The organism is Kribbella sp. NPDC043289 (assembly GCF_056436705.1).
In genome coordinates, this window is record NZ_JBWKCB010000002.1 from 508,521 (window position 1) to 527,189 (window position 18,669).

Annotated in this window: 19 protein-coding genes; 9 read left to right on the forward strand and 10 right to left on the reverse strand. The window is 69.3% G+C overall.

The window, feature by feature from the left end; all coding sequences use genetic code 11:
* Positions 1-176: 176 nt before the first annotated feature.
* The 4 genes from AC0662_RS14270 to AC0662_RS14285 form a co-directional block, all read right to left on the reverse strand.
* The gene (locus AC0662_RS14270; protein ID WP_478300842.1) at positions 177-1,157 is read right to left on the reverse strand and encodes a CAP domain-containing protein; all 981 of its coding nucleotides are present in this window, start codon (positions 1,155-1,157) and stop codon (positions 177-179) included.
* Positions 1,158-1,366: 209 nt separating this feature from the next.
* A complete protein-coding gene (locus tag AC0662_RS14275; RefSeq protein ID WP_478300844.1) occupies positions 1,367-2,182 on the reverse strand; it encodes a CAP domain-containing protein in 816 nt (271 codons plus the stop codon).
* 95 nt (positions 2,183-2,277) lie between these two features.
* A complete protein-coding gene (locus AC0662_RS14280; RefSeq protein WP_452200789.1) occupies positions 2,278-2,940 on the reverse strand; it encodes a GNAT family N-acetyltransferase in 663 nt (220 codons plus the stop codon).
* Positions 2,941-3,087: 147 nt separating this feature from the next.
* Complete coding sequence (locus tag AC0662_RS14285) at positions 3,088-4,215, reverse strand: GNAT family N-acetyltransferase (protein ID WP_478300846.1); 1,128 nt, start codon at positions 4,213-4,215, stop codon at positions 3,088-3,090.
* 78 nt (positions 4,216-4,293) lie between these two features.
* Here AC0662_RS14285 and AC0662_RS14290 point away from each other — a divergent pair, with 78 nt between their 5' ends.
* A complete protein-coding gene (locus AC0662_RS14290) occupies positions 4,294-5,106 on the forward strand; it encodes a DeoR/GlpR family DNA-binding transcription regulator (protein WP_452200793.1) in 813 nt (270 codons plus the stop codon).
* Positions 5,107-5,115: 9 nt separating this feature from the next.
* Here AC0662_RS14290 and galK read toward each other — a convergent pair whose 3' ends face one another.
* Together galK and galT are read right to left on the reverse strand one after the other, a co-directional pair.
* On the reverse strand, positions 5,116-6,243 hold the full coding sequence (gene galK / locus AC0662_RS14295) for a galactokinase (protein ID WP_478300848.1): 1,128 nt from the start codon (positions 6,241-6,243) through the stop codon (positions 5,116-5,118).
* Positions 6,240-7,286 carry a galactose-1-phosphate uridylyltransferase gene (gene galT, locus AC0662_RS14300; RefSeq protein ID WP_452200797.1) on the reverse strand — a complete coding sequence of 349 codons (1,047 nt, stop codon included), beginning with the start codon at positions 7,284-7,286 and terminating at the stop codon, positions 6,240-6,242. The genes galK and galT overlap by 4 nt, the downstream gene beginning before the upstream one ends.
* A 167-nt stretch (positions 7,287-7,453) precedes the next feature.
* Here galT and AC0662_RS14305 point away from each other — a divergent pair, with 167 nt between their 5' ends.
* The gene (locus tag AC0662_RS14305; RefSeq protein ID WP_452200799.1) at positions 7,454-8,782 is read left to right on the forward strand and encodes a hemolysin family protein; all 1,329 of its coding nucleotides are present in this window, start codon (positions 7,454-7,456) and stop codon (positions 8,780-8,782) included.
* Here AC0662_RS14305 and AC0662_RS14310 read toward each other — a convergent pair.
* Genes AC0662_RS14310 through AC0662_RS14320 form a run of 3 tightly spaced genes read right to left on the reverse strand, consistent with a single transcriptional unit; the run spans position 8,727 to position 11,844 of the window.
* Complete coding sequence (locus AC0662_RS14310) at positions 8,727-9,986, reverse strand: MFS transporter (RefSeq protein WP_478300850.1); 1,260 nt, start codon at positions 9,984-9,986, stop codon at positions 8,727-8,729. The genes AC0662_RS14305 and AC0662_RS14310 overlap by 56 nt on opposite strands.
* 4 nt (positions 9,987-9,990) lie before the next feature.
* Entirely contained in the window at positions 9,991-10,608 is a 618-nt protein-coding gene (locus tag AC0662_RS14315; protein WP_452200803.1) for an ArsR/SmtB family transcription factor, read from the reverse strand.
* 51 nt (positions 10,609-10,659) lie between these two features.
* Entirely contained in the window at positions 10,660-11,844 is a 1,185-nt protein-coding gene (locus tag AC0662_RS14320; protein ID WP_478300853.1) for a serine/threonine-protein kinase, read from the reverse strand.
* A gap of 136 nt (positions 11,845-11,980) precedes the next feature.
* Between AC0662_RS14320 and AC0662_RS14325 the strand changes: the two genes are divergently transcribed.
* Positions 11,981-12,364 carry a YciI family protein gene (locus AC0662_RS14325; RefSeq protein ID WP_452200807.1) on the forward strand — a complete coding sequence of 128 codons (384 nt, stop codon included), beginning with the start codon at positions 11,981-11,983 and terminating at the stop codon, positions 12,362-12,364.
* Here AC0662_RS14325 and AC0662_RS14330 read toward each other — a convergent pair.
* A complete protein-coding gene (locus AC0662_RS14330; RefSeq protein ID WP_452200809.1) occupies positions 12,350-13,330 on the reverse strand; it encodes an N-acetylglucosamine kinase in 981 nt (326 codons plus the stop codon). The genes AC0662_RS14325 and AC0662_RS14330 overlap by 15 nt on opposite strands.
* A gap of 212 nt (positions 13,331-13,542) precedes the next feature.
* On the opposite strand from AC0662_RS14330, the gene AC0662_RS14335 reads away from it, so the two are divergent.
* The 6 genes from AC0662_RS14335 to AC0662_RS14360 all read left to right on the forward strand — a co-directional run bounded on the left by AC0662_RS14335 (position 13,543) and on the right by AC0662_RS14360 (position 18,643).
* A complete protein-coding gene (locus AC0662_RS14335; protein WP_478300856.1) occupies positions 13,543-14,328 on the forward strand; it encodes a sugar isomerase domain-containing protein in 786 nt (261 codons plus the stop codon).
* A gap of 39 nt (positions 14,329-14,367) precedes the next feature.
* A complete protein-coding gene (gene ngcE / locus AC0662_RS14340) occupies positions 14,368-15,711 on the forward strand; it encodes an N-acetylglucosamine/diacetylchitobiose ABC transporter substrate-binding protein (RefSeq protein ID WP_478300858.1) in 1,344 nt (447 codons plus the stop codon).
* 48 nt (positions 15,712-15,759) lie between these two features.
* The gene (locus AC0662_RS14345) at positions 15,760-16,449 is read left to right on the forward strand and encodes a hypothetical protein (RefSeq protein ID WP_478300860.1); all 690 of its coding nucleotides are present in this window, start codon (positions 15,760-15,762) and stop codon (positions 16,447-16,449) included.
* Between the two features lie 56 nt (positions 16,450-16,505).
* Complete coding sequence (locus AC0662_RS14350; protein WP_452200817.1) at positions 16,506-16,922, forward strand: hypothetical protein; 417 nt, start codon at positions 16,506-16,508, stop codon at positions 16,920-16,922.
* 146 nt (positions 16,923-17,068) lie between these two features.
* On the forward strand, positions 17,069-18,124 hold the full coding sequence (gene trpS, locus AC0662_RS14355) for a tryptophan--tRNA ligase (RefSeq protein WP_452200819.1): 1,056 nt from the start codon (positions 17,069-17,071) through the stop codon (positions 18,122-18,124).
* Between the two features lie 6 nt (positions 18,125-18,130).
* The gene (locus tag AC0662_RS14360; RefSeq protein WP_452200821.1) at positions 18,131-18,643 is read left to right on the forward strand and encodes a 2'-5' RNA ligase family protein; all 513 of its coding nucleotides are present in this window, start codon (positions 18,131-18,133) and stop codon (positions 18,641-18,643) included.
* Positions 18,644-18,669 lie beyond the last annotated feature (26 nt).

Here is an 18,669-nt window from a genome sequence, read left to right on the forward strand (position 1 = left end):
AGGACACGATCGGATCTACCCGCGGCGACCGGCCGTGAACCGGCCGGACATTGTGGCTCTGGGACAACATCCCGGCCACACTCGGTGTGCTCGGCACAATGACAACGGTGACGACAGCGCGCCGGCAGCGGACCTCACGTCCGGTGCCTCGAAGTGTGTTCACCACGAAGCACCCGTCAGCTCCGGCCGAAGTCCTGGACCCAGCTGCCCGGTCCGTAGTCGGACCGCACCTGGCCGGGGTCGTACCCGATGCCGATCGCGGTGAACCGGCAGTTCAGGATGTTCTTCCGGTGGCCGTCGCTCCGCATCCAGGCCGCGACCACCTTCTGCGCGGAGTCGTAGCCGGCCGCGATGTTCTCGCCCCAGCCCGACCCGCGGTACCCGGCGTCCTTGATCCGGTCGCCCGGGTCCTCACCATCGGGATTGGTGTGGTCCATGTAGTGCCGCCGGACCATGTCCGACGCGTGCTTCCCGGCCGCCTCGACGAGCGCACTGTCCAGCCGGAGCGGGCCGCAGCCCTGCTGCTGACGGATCTGGTTGGTGTAGTCGAGGACCTGCCGCTCCTGCGCGTTCGTCCCGCCACCGCCGGTCGGCGGCTCCGGGGTGGCCTGCGGCGTGTCGGTGGTCCGGGTCTTGGTCGGCGTGCTGGACGGCGTCTTGCTCGTCGACGGCGTCCGGGTCGGCTTCGGCTTGCTGTCGCCGCTGTCCGTACGTCGCGACGCGGTCGGCGTCACCGTCACGGTGGTCACGCCGACGGTCGGTGCGGTCAGCGTGTTGCTCGGTGTGTCGCTCGGCGTCCCCGAGGTGCTCGGGGTGAGCGACGTGGACGTCGAGGTCACGGCCGCCCCGAGGGCCGGCGTACCGACGACCGCGGTGGTGGTGCGGCCGTTCGGCAGGGTCTTGGTGACGGTGATCAGCGGCGTGCCGGCCGTCGTACCCTCGACCGCCGTGCTGCCGTCGACGCGGGTGTCCTCGGAGACGTTCAGCACCTTGGCGGATTCGTCGACGCGGGAGGTGTCGCGGGACATCAGCCAGACCACCGGGCCGATGGCGAGCAGGACCGAGAGCGCGCTGACGGCCGGGCCGACCAGGCCACGGCTCCGTCGGGGAGCTCGTCTACTGCCGCGGTGCCGCCGGGGGGTAGGCGAATCCGTCATGGGATGGGCGAATCCTCTTCGTTCTCGTCGTGCCGAGTAGCGCGTCGTTTCCCCGTGGTAGAGCGATTACAGACAGCACAGGCAACACAGCCAGGTCCCCCCTGGTCACCGAACAGCGACCTTAACCGACGCGCGAGGTCATCGTTACAGAGGCGTGAACCCTCTTAACAATTCCTGAAGAAAACGATTGAGTGAGTGGGGTGGGACCGTCAGCCGCCGAAGTCCTGCACCCAGCTGCCGTTGCCCAGGCCGGCCTTCACAACTCCGCTGTCGTAGCCGATGCCGATCATCGTGTAGGTGCAGTTGAGGATGTTCGCGCGATGTCCCGCACTGTTCATCCACCCTTCCACAACCGCTGCCGCACTCGTGTAGCCGACGGCGATGTTCTCGGCCATCGCGCCACCGGTGAACCCGGCCGCTTTCATCCGGTCGAACGGGCTGCGCCCATCCAGGCTGTCGTGGGCGAAGTAGTGCTGGGCGACCATGTCGGCGGCGTGCGCGTCGGCTGCCCTGGTCAGGGCCTTGTTCGTCCGCAGCGGTCCACAGCCGGCCTTCGCCCGTTCGGCGTTGGTGAGCGAGAGCACCTGTGACTCGGCGGGACCGGATCCACTACTCGGCTTGGTGGTCTTGGTCTTCGTCGGTGTCGGGGTTGCGGTGTGGCTCGGCTTCGGGGTGGACTTCGACGTCGTGGGCGACGGTGTCCGCGTGCTGCCTCGGCTCGGTGCCGTCGTCGACCGGGTCGGCTTCGGCGTCACGCTCTTCGTCGTCGACCGCGTGGGCGTCGGCGCAGGCGTCGTACGGCGTGGTGTGTACGACGGGCTCGTCGGGATGACCGAAGGTGTCGGCGACGTGTCGTCGCTGACCGGCGCGACCGAGGTGACCGGGGTCTCCTGGCTGGTGACCTTGCTGGTGCCGGTCTGCCGCAGAACGAACCATCCGACACCGGCGAGCAGCACAAGAGCCGACAGCGACGCGATGAGAGGCCCGGCCACACCGCTCACGGATGGCCGTCTGTGGTTCGTCATGGTCTGCAGCCTTGCCCGGGACGGCGGTTGCCCACTCCTGCGAGAACATGCACTTCACGAACCTTTGACTATCCCAGTCGTTTGAAACGACCGAGTCACCGCGAGCGGGCGATCACGATGTCCGCGATCACCTTCCAGCCCAGGCTCCGGTACAGCCGCAGGCCGTCGATCGACGCGATCAGGATGCCGCGCTTGGCACCCTTCGCCGCGGCCGCCTCGACCAGCGACGCCATCACCGCGCTGCCGAGTCCGCGCCGGCGGTGCGCCGGGTCGGTCTCGATCCGGTCCGCGACCGCGTCCGCGCCGACGACGGCCATCCGGCCGCTCGACACCACGCCGCCGTGCAAGGTCGCGCGGGTGATGATCAGGTCGTCCTCGAGCTCGGTGTGCAACGCGTACCGCTCGTGCAGCTTCAGGGCCGGTTGCTCCGACAGCTGGATCGTCATCAGCCAGTCCTGGTCCTGCTGGACCTCGAGGCCGAGATCCTCCAGCTGCTCGATCCGGGCTTCCTTGTCGTCGGTGGCCAGCGTGATCCAGCCCGCGCCCCGCCCACCGCCGTGCTGGAGGGCGAGCTGGGCGGCACGTTCCACCCGTTCCGGTTTGTCGTCGGCATCCAGTACGACGTACTCGGTCGGCCTGTTCTCCTCGCCTGCCCGGACGATCAGGATGCCGTCGTTGTCGTCCTCAACCGTGGTCCAGCCCCGCGAGACGGACCACCCGGCCTGCCAACGGCGGACGAGTTCCTCACGATCTCTCACCCGTCGATTCAAGCAGCCCGATCCCGCCACGGCGAGGGGGACGGGTGTCGTATGTCATCAACTGGCCGTATTCCGCCGTCAACAGCGGGTCACCGTTACCGCTCGGAGCAGCCCGGCCGCAACCCCTCGGCGCGGGTTCCTGACCGATCAGCCGGGTCGGTCGCTCGCCAGCAGGTCGAAGACCAGGAGGTCGACGTACGCGCCGTCCCGGAGTGGGCTGGCGCGACGTTCGTGACCGACCTGCGTGAAGCCGTTGGCCTCGGCAACGTGAGCGGAAGCACTGTTGCCTTCGGCGGCCATCACCACCAGCCGCCGTCGCCCGAGCCCACCGTCCGCGATCGGAGTGAACGCATGCGCGATCACTAGTTCGACGGCGGTCTTCATCACCTTGCGGCCGCGCGCGTCCGGGTGCGCCCAGTACCCGATCTCGCCCAGCGTCGGATCGATCCGGTGGTTCAGGTCGAAGATGCTGACGTTCCCGAGCAACTCGTCGGTCGCCGCGTCGACGACCGCCCACGAGACGCCCACGCCGTCCGCGAGCATCTGCAGCCGGCCCGTGATGAACCGCTGGGCGTCCTCGAGCGAGTACGGCGACGGCAAGCCGGCCAGCCAGTACTGCGTCCGCTCGTCACTGCACCCCTCCATCACCCGCTGCGCGTCCGACTCCCGCAACGCCCGCAGGCGAATCCCGCGGCCCTCGAGCTCGGGCACGCGCCACCAGTTGCCCTGTGGTTCGAGCTCTTCGTCGCGGCCGACCGACGCGACCCACTCGTCCTTACGTACGCCGCGCGCCCGGCCGCCGCCCGGGATCGTCACCAGCCCACGGAAGCCGGCCTTCCACGCCACCCGCCGGCTCGCCCAGTTGCCGACGAACGCCCGCCAGATCACGCGCTGCCAGCCGAGCTCGTCGAACGCGTACCGCACGGCCAGCTTGAGCGCCCGGGTCATCACACCGTTGCCCCGGACATTCGGTGTGACGGCGAACCCGACCTCACCGACGCCACCCTCACCGTCGCCGAGGTCGACGGTGCCGGCGTACCGGCCGTCGTACTCGATCGCCCACGCCCACATGGTGTTCGCGCGCCAGCCGTTCGGGATCACCTCGGTGAGGAAGTGCACCGCGTGCTCGTGCCCGTAGGGGACCGGGATGGTCGTCCACTGCTGCATTGTCGGGTCCTGGCACATCCGGAAGACCGGCTCCACGTCCTCGGCCGTGTGGGCACGGAGCGTCACCACACCATCGGTCAGCACGGGGACGTCTTCGGGGAATCGCATGCTTCAGGGTGACGCGCAGCCACCGGCTGGGCAACGCATTTCCCTGACAGCGAGACATTTCGAAAGTAGGCTGTGAAGGTGAACGCAGCCGGAGCAGAGCCGCCACGCGGCCGCGGGGGTCAGTTGGCCGCCCAGCGGCAGGCCACGATCGTTGCCGAGGTCAACAGTCGGGGTGCGGTCACGGTGGCCGAACTCGTCGACCGCTTCGGTGTCTCGGACATGACGATCCGCCGCGACCTCGACGCCCTCGACTCCAGCGGCCTGCTGCACAAGGTGCACGGCGGCGCGACCTCGGTCGGTCTGCGCAGCGCGCACGAGCCGGGCTTCGACGCCAAGCTGACGCAGGAGTCCGCGGCCAAACAAGCGATCGCTGCCGAGGCCGCCACCCGCGTCCAGCCGGACAGCGCGATCGGCATCGGCGCCGGTACGACGACGTACGCGCTGGCCCGGCAGCTCTTGCGGGTGGAGAACCTGACAGTCGTCACGAACTCGGCGCGGATCGCGGACGTGTTCCACGGCAACGGTCGCTCGGACCGCACCGTCGTACTGATCGGTGGCATCCGGACGCCGTCGGACGCGCTGGTCGGACCGATCGCGACCGCGGCGCTGGCGTCGCTGCACCTCGACCTGTTGTTCCTCGGCGCGCACGGTGTCGATGCCGAGCACGGGTTGAGCACGCCGAACCTGATGGAGGCCGAGACCAACCGGTCGTTCATCGCCGCCAGCCGCGAGATCGTCGTGGTCGCGGATCACACCAAGTGGGGGACCGTCGGTCTGAGCACGTTCGCGACCTGGGCGGACCTGGACGTGATCGTCACGGACAACGGCCTGTCGACCGCTGCCCGCAAGGCCATGCGCGACACCGGGTGTGACCTGGTGATCGCTTCCTGAGGTACGGCGTCAGCTGACCCGGGATGCCCCGGCCGACGGGGTCGCGGCCAGCGAGGTCGGCGCGTTGAAGCCGTGCTCCGCGAACGCCTTCTCGATTGCGGCCAGGACCGATTCGGCCGCGCTGGCCTCGACCAGCGCGATGATGCAGCCGCCGAAGCCGCCACCGGTCATCCGCGCACCGAGCGCGCCCGCCTCGAGAGCGGTGTCGACGGCAACGTCCAGCTCCGGCACGGTGATCTCGAAGTCGTCGCGCAGCGAGGCGTGCGACGCGGTGAACAGCGGACCCACCTCACGCAGCTTGCCGGCCCGCATCAGCGCGACCGCGTCCTCGACCCGGCGGATCTCGGTGACCACGTGCCGCACCCGGCACCGTACGACGTCGTCCGACAACCGCGCCAGCGCGTCGTCGAGCTCCTCGAAGGCGATCGACCGCAGTGCCGGTACGCCGAGCTCGGCCGCGGCCTGCTCGCAGCTCTTCCGGCGCGCGGCGTACTCACCGTCGACGTGCCGGTGCGGTGCCTTCACGTCGACGACCAGCAGGGCGAGGTCGTCGGCCGGCGGGTCGAACGGGATCTGGTCGGTCGACATCGCGCGGATGTCGAAGAACAGTGCGTGGCCCGCGGTGCAGCACATCGAGGCCATCTGGTCCATCAGTCCGACCGGCGCACCGACGTAGGAGTTCTCGGCCCGCTGGGCGAGCCGCGCCACCTCGGCCGGGTCGACCTCGATGTCGCGCAGGCCGAGCAACGCCACGAACGTCGCGCACAGCAAGGCGGCCGACGATGAGAGCCCCGCGCCGGACGGGAGGTCGGAGTCGACCAGCAGGTTCGCGCCGCCGATCGGGTAGCCGGTCTCGCGCAGGATCCACGCGGCACCGGCCGGGTACGCCGCCCAGTCGCCGACCGAACCGGGAGCCAGCTCGTCGATCGCGAACTCGATGGTGCCCGGGTGCCCGCTGGACGCGACCGCGATCCGGCCGTCGTCGCGCTTCGACGCGGTGATCTGGATCCGGTTCGGCAGCGCGATCGGGAGGACGAGACCGTCGTTGTAGTCGGTGTGCTCGCCGATCAGGTTGACCCGCCCGGGAGCGCGCCAGGTGCCGTCGGGCGCCGTACCGAAGAGATCCTCGAAGCTCACGAGCCAACCTTCCGCAGAGTCTCGGCCACGTCCTCGGGCCGGGTGTCGCTGATGAACGCGCCCATGCCGGACTCGGAGCCGGCCAGGTACTTGATCTTGTCCGCGGCCCGCTTGATCGACAACAGCTCCAGGTGCAGGTAGCCGAGTTCGCGGTCGATCCGGACCGGTGCCTGGTGCCAGGCGGCGATGTAGGGCAGCGGCTCGCCGTACAGACCGTCGAGGCGGTTCAGAACGTCGAGGTACAGCTCGGCGAAGTCGTCGCGCTCGCCGACCGACAGCTCGTCGATCCCGCCGACCTGACGGTGCGGGTACAGGTGCACCTCGACCGGCCAGCGGGCCGCCTCCGGGACGAACGCGGTCCAGTTGCCGTTCTCCGCGACAACCCGGGTGCCCTCCTTGCGCTCGGCGGCCAGGACGTCGGCGAACAGGTTGCTGCCGGCCACTTCCTGGTGCTTGCGCGCCTGGGCGAGCAGGGTCCGCATCCGCGGCGGGACGAACGGGTAGGCGTAGATCTGGCCGTGCGGGTGGCTGAGCGTGACGCCGATCTCGCGGCCGCGGTTCTCGAACGGGAAGATCAGTTCGACGTCGTCGCGGGCGCTCAGCTCCGCGGTCCGGTCGGCCCAGGTGTCGACGACGAGCCGGGCCTGGCCCTGGGACAGGTTGGTGAACGAGCGGTTGTGGTCGCTGGTGAAGCAGACCACCTCGGTCCGGCCGGGGCCGGCGAAGGACGGGAACCGGTTCTCGAAGACGGCGACGTTGTAGTCGTGGTCCGGGATCTCGGTCGGGTTGCCCGGCTTGCTCGGGCACAGCGGGCACTGGTCGGCCGGCGGCAGGTACGTGCGGGTGTTGCGGTGCGTCGCGTAGGTGATCACGTCACCGGTCAGCGGGTCGGTGCGCAGCTCGACCTGCGGTTGCGGTGCGGGCAGGCCACGGGTGTCCTCGAGCGGCACCCGGGGCGGCGCGTCGGCCGGGTCGTAGTAGATCAGCTCGCGCCCGTCCGACAGTTTGGTGTCGGTCCGGCGGACACCGCGGGGTGTGTTCATCGTGTGACCCTCCCGGCCGTACGACGCGTCCGGCCAGGAATCATCGTAAACCAACAAACTCGAACACGCACGGCGGCCCGAGCGCCCGCTAGGCTTGGTAGATGGACGACTACGCCCTACGCCCGCCCTCTCGTGGTCTGACGAGAGGGCGCTAGGAAACTCCACCCATGAACGACTCCCTGCTGCTGAACATCGTTCTGATTCTGGTCTTCGTGTTGATCGGCGGTGTCTTCGCCGCCGCCGAAATGGCCCTCGTGTCACTGCGGGAGAGCCAGCTGAAGGCACTCTCGCACCGCGGCAAGCGTGGCGCGATCGTCGCGAAGGTCGCCGCCAACCCGAACCGGTTCCTGTCCGCCGTGCAGATCGGCGTGACCCTGATGGGCTTCCTGTCCGCCGCCTTCGGTGGCGCGACCCTGGCCGACGCCCTCGCCCCGCACCTGCGTAACCTCGGCCTGCCCGAGTCGGTGGCGAACACCGTCGCGCTGGTGCTGATCACCATCTGCATCTCCTACGTCTCGATCGTGCTCGGCGAGCTCGCGGCCAAGCGGCTCGCGCTGCAACGCGCCGAGACGTTCGCGCTCGGCCTGGGGCCGCTGGTCGACCGGATCGCCTCCGGGGCCCGGCCGGTCATCTGGCTGCTCTCCAAGTCGACCGACGTGGTCGTGCGGGCCCTCGGCGGCGACCCGAACGCGAACCGCGAGGTGATGACCGACGAGGAGCTCCGGGACCTGGTCTCGGCGCACGAGTCGCTCGGTGAGGAAGAGCGCAAGATCGTCGACGACGTCTTCGAGGCCGGCAGCCGCCAGCTCCGCGAGCTGATGCTGCCGCGCACCGAGGTGGACTTCGTCGACGCCGAGATGCCGGCGTACAAGGCGGTGAAGTTCGCCGCCGAGCGGCCGCACTCGCGGTACCCGGTGATGAACGGTTCCGCCGACGACATCGTCGGGTTCGTGCACGTCCGCGACCTGTTCGACCCGGCCGTCGCGACCCGCTCGGTGCGCGTCGGCGACCTCGCGCGCGACGTACTGATGCTGCCCGACACCGCGAAACTGCTGCCGACGCTGACTGAGATGCGCCGCCGCAGTACCCACCTCGCGATCGTCCTCGACGAGTACGGCGGCACCGCCGGCATCGTCACGCTCGAGGACCTGGTCGAGGAACTGATCGGCGACATCAAGGACGAGTACGACGAGGAGCCGGCCGAGACCACCCGGTTGCGCAGCGGCGACATCGAGGTCGACGGCCTGCTGAACCTGGACGACTTCGCCGACGCGACCCTGATCGAGCTCCCCGACGGCCCCTACGAGACCGTCGGCGGGTTCCTCGCCGCCAGCCTCGGGAAGGTCCCGTCGACCGGCGACGAGGTGCCGCTCGACGCCCACACGCTGACCGTCACCGAGATGGACGGCCGCCGGGTCGCCCGGGTCCGGCTGCACCTGGTCACGCCGGGAGCGGAGCCGCCTCCGGCCGACGCGCCAGCACCTGCCGCCGACTGAGCACCACCAGCCCACCCACGACGTACCCGAGGCCCTGGAAGACCAGGACCGGGATGATGCCAACGGCGTCGCCGAGGAACCCGGCCGCGGTGATGCCGATCAGCACCGCGACACTCTCGGCGGCGCCGACCGCGCCGAAGATCCGGCCGCGGGTGCCGTCGACGGTGAGGTGCTGGAAGACCGTCATCATCCCGGCGACGGCCAGTGCGCCGGGCAGGCCGACGACGATCATGCAGACGAACGCCGGGACCACGCTGCTCGACACCAGCGGGTAGAGGAACAGCGTGACGTCGATCAGGCCGAAGGCGAAGGCGCCGATGCCCCACAGGGTCGCGGCCGGCCAGCGGGAGCCGATCGCGGCGGCGATCAGGCCGCCGACGATCCCGCCGATCGCCTGCGAGGACACGATCAGGCCGTAGACCTTCCCGTCGCCGCCGATCTCGGCGCTGACGAACGGTGCGAAGAGCGTGCTCATGATCCCTTCACCGACCCCGGTGACCATGGAGAACACGAAGAACAACCGCATCGCCGGGCTGGCGACGCACAGCCGCAGCCCCTCGGTCCATTCGGTCTTCAGGCGCTTGATCGCCCCGCCGGTGGTCTGCTCTTCGGTGACGGTTCGCTGGTGCCGATATCGCATCGCGGCGACCAGGACGACAGCGATCAGGAACGTCGCGGCGTCCCCGAAGGCCAGCAGCGTCAGCCCGCCCGCGGCCGCGAGCACACCACCGAGCGCGGCGCCGATCAGGCGGGCGAGGTCGCGGATCTGACTGTTCAGCGCGTTCGCCGTCACCAGTTGCTCGGGGTTCACGAGCACTGGGACCAGCGACTGTTCGGCAGGGGTGAAGAACTGTTGCAGACAGCTTTGCGCGAGTACGACGCCGTACACGATCCAGATCATGCTCGCGTCGTGGACGGCGACGAGCGGGATCAGCACCAGCGCGTTGAGCACGTTGGTCACGATCATCGTGGTCCGCTGGTTCCACCGGTCGACGAAGACGCCGGCCAGCGAGCCGAAGACGACGGCCGGGAGGAAGGACGCGAGCAGCAGTCCACCCGAGGCCAGCGTCGATCCGGTCAGTACGTACACCTGGAACGCGAGACCGGTACGCAGCAGCCAGTCGCCGATCAGTGAGATCAGGCCGGCGCTGAGCATCAGGCGGTAGTCACGTTGCCGTGCGAGGACGCCCCACAAGTCCTTCATCTGCTTACTCCGCTTCGTTGTCCGATTCCGGTCCGTTCTCCGGGGAGACTGTGACGATCTGGGTGATGGAGACATGCCGGCTGCCGGGCGGGCGGGCGGACTTGTCGTCGATGGGTCGCTGGTCGATCCAGCGCTGTAGTAGGGCGTCGATCTCGGTGACCAACTCGGTGAGCTCGTCGGCCGTCAGATAGAAACCGCTCTGCCCGATGCCGGTGTTGTCGCGCCACTCGACGCCTTCGGCCGGCCGCTGCAGCTGCCACCGGCTCAGCGAGTCGAGCGCCCGCTCGGCCAGCAACTGCTCGAGGACGTCGGCGGCCGCGGCACCCTCCGGGGTCGCGGCGGCGTCTCGCCAGGACTGCGACGTCGACACCAGCCGCCATGGCCGCTCACGGTTGTCCTTCCCCGGCGCCGGCTCGACGAAGTCGTACTTCGCGAGCTGTCGCAGGTGATGCGACGCCAGCGCCTGACTGATCCCGAGCTGCCGCGCCGCGTCGGCCGCGGTCATCGGCCCTTCCCGCCCGAGCAGCGACTGCAGGTCCAGCCGGACCGGATGCGCCATCGCGCGAATCGCCAGCGGATCGTTCAGCAACCGCGACCGCCGCGGATCCTTCTCCAAAGACATGCTTGGAATATGCGGTACGCCGGATGCGATGTCAAGCCGTTGCTTGGAATGTCAGTTCTGGCTGTCGTCCCCCTGGTTGCCGGTGGTGGGCGTCGGAGCGGCGGTGGGGCCGGTCGGGCTGAGGGGAGTTGTCCGTGGTGGCACGGTCGTCGGCACCGTCCTCGGGGTGGCCGGCTTCGTCACGGTGACGGTCGGGGTGACGGTCGGGGTGACGGACGGGGTGACGGACGGGGTGACAGTTGGGCCGGCTGTCGGGAGAGGTGATGGTGGGGCCTGCCGCGGTGAGTGGATGCGTGCGACCTCCGGTGGAATCAGCGGAGTGTTGCCCGCCTGGTCGATGAACACCCCGGCCGTCACGGCCGCGCCGGCGACGAGCAGTCCAGCCAGCACCGCGAAAATCCGGCGCCGTAGGGAGCGGGGAGTCGGGGTGAGCTCACTGGTCCGCGCGGTGGACCCGTCGGTCCAGGCGGCGAGCTCTGTGGCCGTGGGTCGGTCGTCGGGGTCTTTGGCCAGCAGGGAGCGGAGGAGATCAGCGACGGGCGCCGGGAGGTCCGCGGGAAGGGCCGGCTCGACCTCGACGTGCTGGTAGAGGATCGCGGTCGGGTTGTCGCCCTCGAACGGTGGGCGTCCGACGAGCAGTTGGTACAGCACGCAGCCGAGCGCGTACACGTCCGAGGCCGGTGTGGCCGAGTGTCCCAGGGCCCGCTCGGGCGCCAGGTAGTAGCTGGTGCCGAGGATCGTCCCGGACGACGTGGTGGTCAGCGACGCAGTGCCTGGCGAGCGGGCGATGCCGAAGTCGGCCACCTTCACCGAACCGTCGAGGTCGATCAGCAGGTTGTCCGGCTTGATGTCGCGGTGCACGATCTCGTGCCGGTGCGCGGCGGCCAGGCCGGAGGCCGCCTCCCGGACGATGGCGACGGCCCGCTGCGCCTCCAGCGGGCCGTGCAATGCGAGTTCGTGGGTCGCGCTGCGACCCTCGACCAGCTCCATGACCAGGTAGTACTCGCCGTTGGAATGGCCGAAGTCGTAGACCGCGACGACGTGCGGGTGTTTCACAACGGCCGCGACCCGGGCCTCCCGCTGGAACCGCGCCGTCGCGAACGGGTCCCGGAGATCGGGTCGCAGCAGCTTCACCGCCACCGGTCGGCCGAGAAGTTCGTCGTACCCGTGGTAGACCTCGCCCATCCCACCGTGGCCGCGGATCTCCTTGGTGCGATACCGCCCCGCTAGCAGCACATCCGGCCGGTACCCACGTTGGTCGCTGACGATTCAGTGATTGTGTTGAGTCAGGATCGAAATGTCGAGTCCCACCGGGCGGCGCCGACGTCTGCTGCGAAGATCCAGTCAGCCGTACCCGAAAGGACAACCGGTCATGAAGTACCTGCTGATGATCCACAGCAACCCGATCACCTGGGGCCACCCGTCGTTCCTGCACACCGAAGCGGGCAAGGCGCTGCCGAAGAAGGCCCGTGACGCACTCACCGCGCAGCTCGACGACCTGCTCACCGAGCTCGACAAGTCCGGCGAACTGATCAACGCGGTGCCACTCGATCCACCGTCGAAGACCCGCGTGGTCCGGGTCCGGGAAGGTGTCCGCGCGACGACCGACGGGCCGTACTCCGAGGCGAAGGAGCAGCTCGCCGGGGTCTTCCTCATCGACGTGGAGACCCCCGAGCGGGCGGAGGAGATCGCTGCCACCATCCCTGAGGCCGAGTTCTTCGCGGTAGAAGTACGCCCGGTCTCAGTGTTCGACTAGGCGGGTGTGGTTCTGGGTGGTGGCCAGGGCTGGGTCGAGGGTGCCTAGGGCCAGCCAGGTGGCGCCACCCACGCCGTCTTTGGCGGTGCGGACTTCGCCGGCGAAGTGTTGGCGGATCAGCTGGCCGACGGGGGACGATTCGCCGGCGACGCTGCCGGCCAGCACCATCGGGCCCTTGTCCGAGGTGGTTTTCAGGCGGGCGACCGTTTCGGTGAGCAACTCGGCTGCGCGTTTCACCAGGGTCTGAGCAGTCTCGTCGTTCTGGGCGTACGCCGCCATCACGGTCGGCGCCAGTTCGGCGAGCATCACCGGCGGGCGGCTGTTCACGGTCCGCACCAGGTCGTCGCGCAACGCGTCGTACCCTTCCCGCAGTCCGGTCGCGTTCTCGTCCCGCTCCGGCAGGAGCGCCTGTACGACGGCCTGCCCGAGGACCCCGAGTGGCTCGCGCAGGTCAAGCGCCTGCAGCACGCTGCGCACTGCCTCCCGGCCGAACCAGAACCCCGATCCATCGTCACCCAGCAACCAGCCGTGGCCGCCGGCCGTGCGGAGCAATTGGTGGTTCCGCACGAGTCCGGCGTTGCTGCCGGTGCCCGCAATCAGCACGGTGCCGTCCGGTTCCGGCGTACCCGAGGCGAAAGCGACCTCCAGGTCACCGATGTACTCCGGTGGCACCGTCAGGCCTGCGCCGGTCCAAGCGGCCTCGAACTGGGCGGCCACGTCGGGGCGGCCCAGTGCCACTCCGCCGGCCATGCCGACGACGCCTGCCTGGACGGCGCTCGGGTCCAGCCCGGTGAGGGCCGCGTGAAGCGCCTGACCGAAGTTGGCCGCCGCGCTTGCCGGGTGGCTCGTCGGGTTTCCGCCCGCGGCAGCTCCGCGACCGACTACGTTGCCTTCAGAGTCCGCGATCACGATCCGGGTGGAGGTCCCGCCCAGATCTCCGCCGAGCACCAGTGGGTCGACCGACATACGCGATGCTCCAAACTGCTCAAACGAGCCTAATGTCAAGCACAACAGAACAAGGTCACGCAACGGTCCCGAGCGAGGGAGATCCCACGGATGAGCAGCCTTGACTTAAGCTGCCAGTTGAGAAAAGTTCTGTCCAGCAAACCGCAAACTTGCGCAGTTGTCGGCACGAGGAGTGTCGAAGCGTGCAGATTAGCCGAGGGGTGGGCCCGCTGATGGCCAGCAGTACTACGGGGGAGAGCACCACGGGCGGCGTGAGCGCGCAGGCCTACGTTCAGACGCTGATGCCGATCCTGTCCGCGGTCACCACGCAGATCGACGGCCCGATCCAGCAGGCCGCCGACCTGATGGTCGCCTCGCTGCGGGCGAACGGCGTCATCCAGGCCTTCGGCTCCGGCCACTCCGAGGCGCTCGCGATGGAGATCGCCGGCCGCGCCGGCGGGCTGATCGCCAGCAACCGGATCGCGCTGCGCGACCTGGTCCTGCTCGGTGGCGAGCCGCCGGAGCTGCTGCGGAGTGCGGAGCTCGAGCGCGACCCGCAGTACTCGCGCAAGCTCTACGAACTGTCCGCGGCCCGCGAGGGCGACCTGTTCATCATCGCCTCCAACTCCGGCGTGAACGGTTCGATCGTCGAGCTCGCGAGCGTGGTGAAGGAGAAGGGCCACCCGCTGATCGCGATCACCTCGCTGCAGCACACGGGCGGCATGGACTCGCGGCACCCGTCCGGCAAGAAGCTCATCGACTTCGCGGACGTGGTGCTCGACAACGAGGCGCCGTACGGCGACTCCGTGCTCGACCTGCCCGGTGGTGGGAAGGTGTGCGCGGTCTCGTCCATCACCGCCGCGCTGATCGCCCAGATGCTGGTCGCCGAGGTGCTCCGCCGGATGACCGAGGCCGGCGAGACCCCGCCGGTGTACCTGTCCGCGAACATCCCGGGTGGCGACGAGCACAACCACGCCCTGGAAGCCCTGTACGCCGGTCGCATCCGCCGCACCGCCTGACAACCACCCGGAAGCACCCTGAAGGACTAGCCTGCCCAGGTGCTGAAACGGCGGACGTTACTGCAAGCGGCGCTGGCCGGTGGCGTCGTGAGCGGATGCTCCGGCGCCCCGGCCGCGCCGCCGGTGTCACCGGAGAACCCGTTCACCGTCGACGGGAACGCGCCGCTAGACGTGGTGGTCAGCGAGGAGTACGGCGGGTTCGCGGCGTCGGCGTACCGCAAGAAGTACGCGAGCGCCGTCGTCACGCCCAAGGTGACGCGGCAACTGTCGGACGAGTTGCTGCCCCGGTTCGCCGCGGGGAGCCCGCCCGACGTGGTGCTCAGCGCCGGTGACAGCGCCCTCGAGCTCGGCCGGCTGGTCAAGGACGGTGCGCTGGCCGATCTGCAACAGTTGCTCGACGCACCTTCCTGGGACAACCACGACGCCAAGGTCAAGGACCAGCTGCTGTCCGGCATGCTCGACGTCGGACGGTACGACGGTACGCAGCGCAGCCTGAACTACGTCGCGACCGTCTACGGGATCTGGTACTCGGCCGGCCTGTTCCAGCGCAACGGCTGGGAGGTCCCGCACAGCTGGCCGGATCTGCTCGCGCTCGGCACCGACATGAAGGCGGCCGGTCTCGGACCGTTCATGTACGCCGGCACGCACCCGTACTACCTCCTCGAACTCGTGCTCACGCTGGCCGCCAAGACCGGCGGACCGGACGTGCTCAAGCGGATCGACAACCTCGACGACGGTGCGTGGAAGGACGAGAGCGTCACCCGGGCGATCGCCGCGGTCGGCGAGCTGACCAAGCGCGGCCTGCTCGCCCCCGGGACCGCGCAGTACGACCACATCGGTTCGCAGAAGCGCTTCCTGGCCTCGAAGGCGGGGATGCTGCCGTGCGGCAACTGGCTCGAGAACGAGATGAAAGGCCTGGTCCCGGAAGGGTTCGGGCTGACGATGTTCGCCGTACCGCCGCTCGACAACTCGCCGGCGCTCGCCAGCGGACTGCATGTCGCCGCGACGGCGCCGCTCGTGGTGCCCGAGAAGGCGAAGAACAAGGCGGGCGGGCTCGAGTACCTGCGGGCGCTGTTGTCCGCGGACGTGGCGGCGCAGGTCAGCTCGGAGTCCAGTCAGCTCACGATCGTCCGCGGCGCGGCCGACGGGTTGGAGATGAGTACGGCGCTCCGCTCGGCCCGCGATCTCCTGTCGGCCGCCGGCGATCAGGTGATCACCTGGTACTTCGACACCTGGTACCCCGCGTTCGCCACCACGGCCGCCACGACGACGGCTCAGTTCATGGCGGGCGGTGTCCAGCAGTCCGAGTGGACCGCCCGCATCCAGGCCGCGGCCGACAAGCTCAAACAGGACGCCGAGGTGACGAAGTACCACCGCGACTGAGAGCTGGGTTAGGTTAGGGCAACCTAACTCGAATCTTGTGAGGTCTCTATGCGCCGCCTGGTGGTCCTGATCGTTCTCCTGCTCGGGTTGAGCGGCTGCGGGTCCGAGGACAAGCCGGAGGCGGCGAGTTCGCCGGGTGGTGGCGCGTTCCCGGTGACGATCAAGAACAAGTACGGCGACACCGTGGTCAAGGCGGCGCCGCAGCGGGTCGTGACGGTCGGGCTGGTGGAGCAGGACGCGCTGCTCGCGCTGGGCGTCGCGCCGGTGGGGACGACCGAGTGGTTCGGGGAGAAGCCGGGCGCGCTGTTCCCGTGGGCCAAGGCGAAGCTCGGGGACGCGGCCGTGCCGCAGGTGCTGAGCGACAAGGACGGGTTGCAGTTCGAGAAGATCGCGGCGCTGCGGCCGGACCTGATCATCGGGCTGTACTCCGGGATCTCCGCAGACGACTACAAGAAGCTCGGCGCGAACATCAGCGCGGAGCGGATCGCGCTGCTCGATCAGCAGGCGCTGGTGTGGTTCCCGACCAAGGGCGGTACGGCGAAGTTGAAGGCGGACCCGCTGTACAAGAACCTCAAGGTGCGCACCGAGGGACGGGACGTGTTCGTCGAGGAGGACTACGACGACCAGCTGTACGGCGCGACGAGTTTCGTGTCCGTGCTGAGCCTGCCGATCGTGCTCGACGAGCTGGTGCCGAAGCTGGCGGCCGCGGTGGACGGCGACCCCGCCACGAACGCGTAATTCCCCGTCGCCGTCGGGTCCCGCTCGCCGTACTCTCGGAAGTGGGAGTGAAAGCTATGGCGTGGTTGCTGTCGGCGGGTGTGTTTCTGCTGCTCTGCGCCCTGCTGAGCCTGCTTCTGAGCCTGCTGCTGCCGCACCCGCCGCAGGGACGCTGGCGGCGTGGGCTGGAGCAGCGGACCGCTCGTGTCACGTCGCGCCTGCATCGGCGGGCCGTCGTCGAGCCGGATCCGTTCGACACGCTCCGCCTGCAGACCCGCCTGGGTCACCTGTCCAGCAAGATTCGCAGCGTCGAGTCCACGCCGCACATCTACGCCCGGGCCCATCGCCTGATGGCACTGGAGGCGGCGTACGACGACCTTCTCGACGAAGCGTGCCGCCTGGCCGGCGTCCCCGGCGAACCGGAACAACAACGCTCCGAAGCCAAACGCTGGCACGAAGAACAAGAACTAGCCGCCCGCGGCTGGTCCTGGTAACCCCGCACCCCAGCCCACCCCACCGCGCCGGGTGCCCCCTCCCTCACCCCGCCGAGCGAAGCGAGGCGGGCATAACTCTGAGCTTATGGAGGGTCGCGACCCGCCCGGGTGTGGAGTGAACTAGAGCCGCTGGCAGAATCGCCCTTATGTCCCATGCTGCGTCTGACCCCTCCGCAGCCGGTTCCCAGCGGCGCCCCCGCGTGCTCTCCGGGATCCAGCCGACGGCGGACTCCTTCCACTTCGGCAACTACCTCGGCGCGTTGCGGCAATGGGTGGCCCTGCAGGACGACCACGAGGCGTTCTACTGCGTCGTCGACCTGCACGCGATCACCGTGGACTACGAGCCGAAGGCGCTCCGCGAGCGCACCCGCCGGTCCGCGGCGCAGTTGCTCGCGGCCGGGATCGACCCGGAGCGCTCCACCCTGTTCGTCCAGTCGCACGTGCCCGAGCACGCGCAGCTGGCCTGGGTGCTGGGCTGCCTGACCGGGTTCGGCGAGGCCAGCCGGATGACGCAGTTCAAGGACAAGTCCGCCAAGGGCGGCGCCGACCGCGCCACCGTCGGCCTGTTCACGTACCCGATCCTGCAGGCCGCCGACATCCTCATCTACCAGGCCGACCGGGTCCCCGTCGGTGAGGACCAGCGCCAGCACCTGGAACTGACCCGCGACCTCGCGCAGCGGTTCAACCACCGGTTCGGCAAGACCTTCCGGCTGCCGGAGCCGTACATCGTCAAGGAGACCGCGAAGATCTCCGACCTGCAGGACCCGAGCGCCAAGATGAGCAAGTCCAGCTCGTCGCCGGCCGGCATCATCGACCTGCTCGACGACCCGAAGGTGAGCGCGAAGAAGATCCGCTCCGCGGTCACCGACTCCGGCCGGGACGTGATCTTCGACCAGGAGAACAAGCCCGGCGTCGCGAACCTGCTGACCATCTACTCCGCGCTCACCGGCCGCAAGATCAGCGAGCTCGAGGACGAGTACGCCGGCCGCGGGTACGGCGACTTCAAGAAGGACCTCGCCGACGTGGTGGTCGAGTTCGTCACCCCGTTCCGCGAGCAGACGCTGGCCTACCTCGACGACAAGGCGCAGCTGGACGCGATCCTGGCCGCCGGCGCCGAGCGCGCCCGCGCGGTGACCGAGCCGACCCTGGCCCGCGTCTACGACCGCCTCGGGTTCGTCGCCGGCCCGCCCCAGGGCCGGTAGGCCGCGATGACCACGATCGGTGTCGCGGTCCCGATCGCGGAGCCGTACGGCTCGGAGCTGCAGAAGTACCGGGCCGAGTTCGGCGATCCGATGGCCGGGTCGATCCCGACGCACGTGACGCTGCTGCCGCCGACCGAGATCGACGCGGCGGACCTGGAGAAGATCGACGAGCACCTGCTCGCGGTCGCGGCCCGGTTCCCGAGCTTCCGGATCCGGCTGCGCGGTACGGCGACGTTCCGGCCGATCTCGCCGGTGGTGTTCGTGCCGCTGGCCGAGGGCATCTCGTCCTGCGAGGTGTTGCAGTCCCAGGTCCGGTCCGGCCCGCTGCAGGTCGACCTCCGGTTCCCGTACCACCCGCACGTGACGGTCGCGCACGACCTCGACAAGGCCGCCCTCGACAATGCGTACGACGCCCTCGCGGAGTACGACTGCGCCTTCGACGTCGAGTACTTCAGCCGGTACGAGCACGGTGCCGACGGCGTGTGGCGCCCACAACGGTCGTTCCCGCTGGCAGGCTGAGTCTCCTCGTTCGGGGTACAGGAGAA